This is a genomic window from Gemella parahaemolysans, assembly GCF_053758945.1.
In genome coordinates, this window is sequence record NZ_JBSMTP010000024.1 from 1 (window position 1) to 7,114 (window position 7,114).

Genomic DNA, 7,114 nt, shown 5'->3' on the forward strand with positions numbered 1-7,114 from the left:
ACACACCAGCAGCTAAGGTAGAAGTAAAAGATCCAGCTAAATTAACAGACGCTGAGAAGAAAGCAATCGAAGATAAAGTTAAAGCAGTAAACCCAGGATCTAAAGTTGTAGTAGACGATAAAGGAAATGTAACAGTAACAACACCAGAAGGTACAACAGCGACAATTCCAGCAGCAGACGTAACTAAGTCAGCAGCAGATGCAGGTAAAGAAAATGCAGGAAATGCAGTAAACACACCAGCAGCTAAGGTAGAAGTAAAAGATCCAGCTAAATTAACAGACGCTGAGAAGAAAGCAATCGAAGATAAAGTTAAAGCAGTAAACCCAGGATCTAAAGTTGTAGTAGACGATAAAGGAAACGCAACAGTAACGACACCAGAAGGAAAAACAGCAACAATTCCAGCAGCAGACTTAACTAAATCAGCAGCAGATGCAGGTAAAGAAAATGCAGGAAATGGAGCAAACACACCAGCAACTAAGACAGTAGTAAAAGATCCAGCTAAATTAACAGATGAAGAAAAAGCAAAAGTTAAGAAAGCAGTAGAGGATGTAAACCCAGGATCAACTGTAGTAGTAACTGATAAAGGTGATGTAATAGTTACTAAAGGTGATGGAACAGTATTAGTAATTCCAGAATTAGATTTAGTAGTTCCAGAAGATAAATTAACTGATCCAACTCAACAAAATGGAGTAAACACACCAGCAACTAGAGTATTAGTTGGAGATAAAGCTAAATTAACAGCTGACGAAATTGAAAAAGTTAAAGAATCAATTAAAGCAGTAAATCCAGGTGCAACTGTAGTAGTAGACGAAAACGGAAATGCAACAGTAACAACTGAAGATGGTAAGACAGCAACAATTCCAGCAGCTCAATTAGTTAAAGATGCTAAAGATGTTGCAACTAAGAACAACGGTGAAAACATCAATGTTGACTTCGAAAAAGAAACAGTAGCAGACTTCAATAACTTAACAGATGCAGAAAAAGAAGCTGCAAAAGCTAAGATTAAAGGAGCAAATGCTGATGTAGTAGAAGTTATCTTCGACAAAGCAGGAAATGCGACTGTAATTACTAAAGATGGTAAAGTTTACACAATCGTAGCTAAAGATATCTTTAGACAAAAAGAAGTTCCAACATTACCAGGAAAAGTTGGAGTGGAAAATGCAGCTAAATTAACAGATGCAGAAAAAGAAGCTGTTAAGCAAGCATTAATCGCAGCAAATCCAAAACTTAAAGATGCTAAGATTACAATTGCTGATAATGGAGAAGCAACAATTGTTTACCCAGATGGACAAGTAGTAGTAATCCCAGCTAATAATTTAGTAATGGCTAAAGGTTCAAACGGACAAGGTACAAATGCTAAATTAGGACAACGTCTAGCTAACACAGGTACAACTGAAACTAATACTGGATTAGCAGGATTAGGATTAGGAATCCTAGGTGGATTACTTGCAGCAGCAAGACGTCGTAAAAACGATGAAAACTAGTTTAAAGTTTATAATAAAACTTTAAATATAGTAAAGAGCCCTCGAAAAATTTTTCGAGGGCTTTTTTAGTTTTTTGTTAAATTTTGAATATAGAAAAAAATGGTTGTATACTAAATCCAGAGCATGAAAAAAAGGCTCTTTGTCAAATTCGGGGTATGGAGAAAAATAGGAGATGGATTTCAAATTATATAATAAATCCAGTACTAGAAATTTTGATACATGTTAATATCAAAATTCCAGTTCTGGATTATTTTTTACATAATAAATTAGAAAGATAATACTACAACACAAGGAAATGTATACTTGAAATAATATTTTAAGATCTGGATGTGTTTGAGTTTGAATTAAATTTTTACTAATTAATCTAGACTTACATTGCTTATATCCCATTTATTGTTTTGTGGAAAAATGTTATAGATACCTACATAGAGAGTATTGATACTGTATTAATATTCCATTAGGAATTTCTCGCAAGCCTCTTTTACTCGTTTGTGCAATCTATATGCGGTTGCTAATGAGATATTTAGACTTTTAGCAGTCTGTTTTATGTTTAAGGTTTTTGTAAATTCATAGAAATATTGTAATTCTTGTTTTTCTAGGGTTTTATTTACATATTCAAATAATTGTATATATAAATAATCGTAACTATTGTCACTTGAATCCAAAATATTGTTATCAAATATATCCAAAGGTACACTCTTATCTTTATTTCTAAAGCGTATTTCATCGATTAACTTTCTTTTTATTGTAGTAAAAGCAAAACGATCGAAATCTTTTTCAGTAATACCACCATCATTGAGAATTAAAAAGCTTACTAATAAACCCTCTAAACCATAATTATAAAACTCATGGTGTAATTTTTGGGGTATGTGAACCCTGTACAGAGCTTTTGTAATTAGCTCTTTCTTTTTATCTAAAAGTTGATAGAACTTTTCACAATTCTCTTCTTCTAAATAATATATTTTTTTCATTTTAATTTACCTCCTTATTAATTATTTACTCTCTATGTAAATATCTCTATAAAGACATGAATTGATACCTTTACAAAAATATGAATTAGTATCGAAAGAATGGCAAGGAATAAGTTTATGTTTAATTTTTTTCCTTTTGTGCATCTAATGAATAAAACCACTTCTTCGGATAATTTTACAGTAAATTTAATATTAAACTCTTTCATAATTAGTCCCCGTATACCATAAACAAGTAAGGGGAAATAAGAGTTTATATTGTTATATAATAATTATATCAGACTATTCTGAAAAAAGTAAAGCCCTGGTTATTTTATAATATGATTCTTAACACGGTATAAAAGTAAAATATATTTATAATTAAGGATAAATCTATATAAATGTAAAAAAATAAAGTATAGATATTTATAACTTATATAATTTTAAGTATATTTAAGGAATAAGTGGAATTATAGAGTATATATACAAAAAAATAAATATATAATATTTAAATAATAAGTATAAAATTTTTAAAAACTATACATTTATAAATTAAAGAAAAAAATTTATAAATATGTTATAAAATAAGTATATAAAGAATATAAAAGTGTAAAAGATTCCTGAATTATTGGAGAAATATAAATCTTAAGAGTAAATTAGAAATTTTTTAGGAATTTATGAGTGCTCTTTATGGACAATTATATTAAAATTTGATAAAGTAATTATAAGGGTTCTATAAAGGAGTCTGTAAAAAATATATTAATATTATTAAAAAAATGTAAAAATAAAAACTTAGATATTATATTTTAAAAATAATAAAAAGAAAAATAAAATTATTATATCACATCAATAAATTAGGTTAAAATATAATAAAAAAATTAAATAAAAAATTTTTTTAACTAATTATATAATTACTAATGGAAGACTTAAATATGAGGAGGAAATATATGGTAAGTAAAAATAACCGATATTTAAAAGAGACTAAACAAGGTACAAAAGTAGAGTCATATTCTATTAAAAAGTTTAAGGTTGGTGCTGCGTCAGTGGTGATTGGTGCAAGTATCTTTTTTGGTGTAGGAGCGGTAGCGCAAGCTAGTGAGGATGTAGCGAATAATACAATAGCTGAGAACACAACAAATGCTGATCAAAAATCAACAGAGCTACCCAAGCCCACTTCTAAACCAGTAGTAGAAAATACTAAAGAAAGTGTTGCTTCAGCAGTAGCTACAAAAGTAGAAGAAAAAATTAATAAAAATATTCTAAAAGATAGTATTGCAGTACTAGAAGAAAAATTAAAATCGGCTCAAGATGCGGATAAAACAGCAGTAGAAACTGCACGTGAAGTTTTAGAAAAAGCTAAAGTAGTATTAGCAAGTAAAACAGCTACAAAAGAAGAAGTAGATGAACAAGTACAAAAAGTGCAAGCATTAAGCACAGTAGTGACTGAAGCCAAGGCTCACGCATCTGAGAAAAAATTAGAAGAGAAAAAAGAAAAAGAAGAGCAAGCTATAAAGGAAGAAAAAGAAGTAGCTGAAGCTAGAAAAGAGTTGATACAAGTAGCTTCAGAAGCAGAAGTTACAAATGTATTAGCGAATGAGGCAATTCGTAAAAATGAAGTAAACATTGAAGCTAAAACTAAACTAGAAAGAGCAATAACTAAAAATCAAGCTGTTCTTACTGAAATAAAAACTCTTTTAGCTGAAAAGAACATAACAAAAGATCAACTGGATGCTCAACTTGAACGTTTGAACGAATCGATACTTGCAGTTTATACTGAATTGAAAAATGCAGGAATTGGCCGTGATGGTAAGTTTGCAGTTGCTTTATCTGCTCAAGATTTTTATGCTGAAGAAGATACAAATGTTACGCATGCCTCAGAAATAAATGCGGCAAATCACACAGGAACAGATACCTACACAATTCCAATTCAAGAAATTACACTTACTAAAGGTGCAGGTACTGATACTTCAGGATTAGAAGTAGTTGTATACTCTAACCAACGTGATGGTGATGAAACAAATGCAGGAAATGGGATGCATACTGAACAAGGTGGGACAAGAGGGCATAACAATACAGGTCGTGTTGACTATCCTTTAACACCAGAGGCGGCTAAGAAATTAGCTGAAGAAGCTCCCCTTTGGAGAAATAAACTTCGTGCGGATGGTTCAAAGATCTCAAATGCAGCAACTGCAATTTATTCAGCTGGTGGTGGTTATGAATATCTAGCTACAGAAATTTACGGCTATGTATATGAACAAGGTATTGATAGAGTATATATAAAAGGACTGAAAGACCGTATTGCAGTAACAGAAGCGGCAAAACAAGCTGGGTGGAGTCTTACTTCTGTAACGCCAACTAACCTTGTTCCAGGTCTAACATATGATGAGGCGACAGACACTATTCAAGGGGTGGTTTCTGCTAATATTGAAAATGGGGTATATGATTTACGTTTTGATGTAACAGCAACAAATAAAGATGGACGTTCAGTATCATTTAGGCTACAAAATCTTCGTGCAGGATGGGTAGGATGGAAAGATAGTATACCTCCAAAAATAAAATCTGATGCTGAGCGTTATGAGCGAACTGTTGGTGATGATGCAAACATCAATATTCAATATTTTGATGAATCAGGATCAAGTGCAATTCCAAAAAATACTCAAGGAAATTATAAATATATAACTGCAGAAGGTAAAGAAATTACAGTGAGAAAATCGAACTCGAAAGCTGTAACAGGAGTATCAGGCTATAATACTACAGGTACTCAATTAGACGATTCGAAAGTTTTGATTCCTGGTACAAACTACACTCTAACGGATAGCACATCGTCAGAACAACAATCAGAACGTAGAAATATAGGGAATGCAGTAATCGGTGGAGAAATTACTGAGGCAGGTATTTATACCGTTTCTACATTTGCCAAAGATTACGATAAACTTGCCGATGGAAATGTTTGGAATCAATCAGGTCAAGAAGCGCACGCATCTCTTACAGTTGTGGTGAAACCAAAGGTTGAAGTTCAAAACGTTGAAACTTACTCAACTTCAGTACCAGTTAAAATATCTAAAGGGGCAACAAGTGCAAAAGTAACGATGCCAGATGGAACTATAACAAATCTAAAAGCAGTGAATGGTAAATGGCTTGTAGCTAGTGATTCAACTAATACAGCAGTTACTGAAAATCAAGAACTAGGTGCTGTAGATTCTAATACAGTCTTTAATATTCCTGTCACATCAAGAGCAACTGCAAAAGCTGGTGTGGATAACATTACTGTTGAAGCATCGTCTGAAAATGTTAAGGGAACTTTCCTACGTGAACAAGTTGAGTTGACAGGAACTGATGGTCAAAAACACACTGCAACATTAAATAGTGAGACTGGTCATTGGCAACTTCCTGCTGAGTATGCTGAAGTTAGGACAGTAAATGCGGATGGTACTACAACTTGGACTAAACGTCAAGTATACACTGAAGCACAACAAGATGGAGGTATGAAATTCTACATCTATGAATATACTCGTCAGTTAGATGAAAATGGTAAAGTGACAAGCGTTGAGACACCAACACGTCCGTTGACTACCTATGTTTCTCAAAATACTGATTTAGCAGGCAATGGAATGTCAGTAACAATTACCTATGATAAACATTCGAGTACATGGACTTCATCTGATGGAACAAAAGTGACTGCAACTAAGGTGGATAATAATTCTTGGGAAGTACATACCGAATCAGGATTTGGTGGTGTTATTAAAGGAACAATCGCAACCAATACTGATGTTGCAACTGTTGTAAATACAAAACCAATAGCAACTTCACAGGATTACACTTCGACTAAGGGGACAGCTGTTGATCTTCGTAATGAAGCAAAAGCTGCAGTGACAATCTCAGATGTTGAGGATACAAAATATGGTAAGACAACATACATCACGAGAATTACAGTGATATCTCCATCAGGGGTTAAGAAGGTATATGATACTAAGCAAGATGCGTCTAACTATAATCTTGCTAGTGGTTATACTCTAAATGAAGTAGGTGTTTATACTGTGACAGTTGATGTTGTTGATAGTAATGGAAATTACATAACTGAGGCTACAATAGGTGGTATAGAATCTGGTGTTGATCATGGAGAAGGTTCTTCAACAGCTTCAACTACCTACCATATCACTGTAACAGATAGTATAGAGGGGCATAACGTAACTTCAACAGATATTCAAGGAGTTACTCAAACTGGTACTCCAAACTTTACATCTGTTGGGGATGGCTCTCCTGTAGTACCAAGTGCTACATCACCAGCTAAGTTGGTTAACCCTACTTCTGGAGAATTAGTAGATGAAGTGACAATTAATGGTCAAGGAACATATACTATTAACAATGCAACGGGGGTAGTAACATTTGTACCATTGAATACTTTCATAGGTACAGCAACTCCGGTAACTGTGTCCTTAACAACGACTCTTGGCCAAGATTTATCTGGGAATCCAATTACAGCAACAGCAACAGCAACCTACACACCGACAGTGACTGAAGTAGTACCAACAGCGAAAGAATCTGAAACAAAAGACATTCAAGGAGCTGTTCAAAAATCTCCAGTAGTGTTTGATGTGAAAGATGAAGAAGATAAATCTACAGTTAACTTTGATCGTGGTGATGAGAGAGTAGAACTAAATAAATCTACATTAACATTAGTAA

The 7,114-nt window shown here is 33.1% G+C and carries 3 protein-coding genes; 2 read left to right on the forward strand and 1 reads right to left on the reverse strand.

Translation table 11 applies throughout. The annotated features are described in order from the left end of the window. A partial coding sequence (locus ACWOBP_RS08030; protein WP_455338248.1) for an LPXTG cell wall anchor domain-containing protein occupies positions 1–1,484 on the forward strand: 1,484 nt, incomplete at its 5' end. A 446-nt stretch (positions 1,485–1,930) separates the two neighbouring features. Here ACWOBP_RS08030 and ACWOBP_RS08035 read toward each other — a convergent pair. Then, positions 1,931–2,455 carry a sigma-70 family RNA polymerase sigma factor gene (locus ACWOBP_RS08035; RefSeq protein WP_455338249.1) on the reverse strand — a complete coding sequence of 175 codons (525 nt, stop codon included), beginning with the start codon at positions 2,453–2,455 and terminating at the stop codon, positions 1,931–1,933. 923 nt (positions 2,456–3,378) lie between these two features. Here ACWOBP_RS08035 and ACWOBP_RS08040 point away from each other — a divergent pair. Continuing rightward, positions 3,379–7,114: YSIRK-type signal peptide-containing protein (locus ACWOBP_RS08040; protein WP_455338250.1), on the forward strand; the 3,736-nt coding region annotated here is incomplete at its 3' end.

What these genes read in the sequence shown, in the direction of transcription:
- ACWOBP_RS08035 (WP_455338249.1), bottom strand. Translation starts at nt 2,455, where the DNA reads ATGAAAAAAATATATTATTTAGAAGAAGAGAATTGTGAAAAGTTCTAT.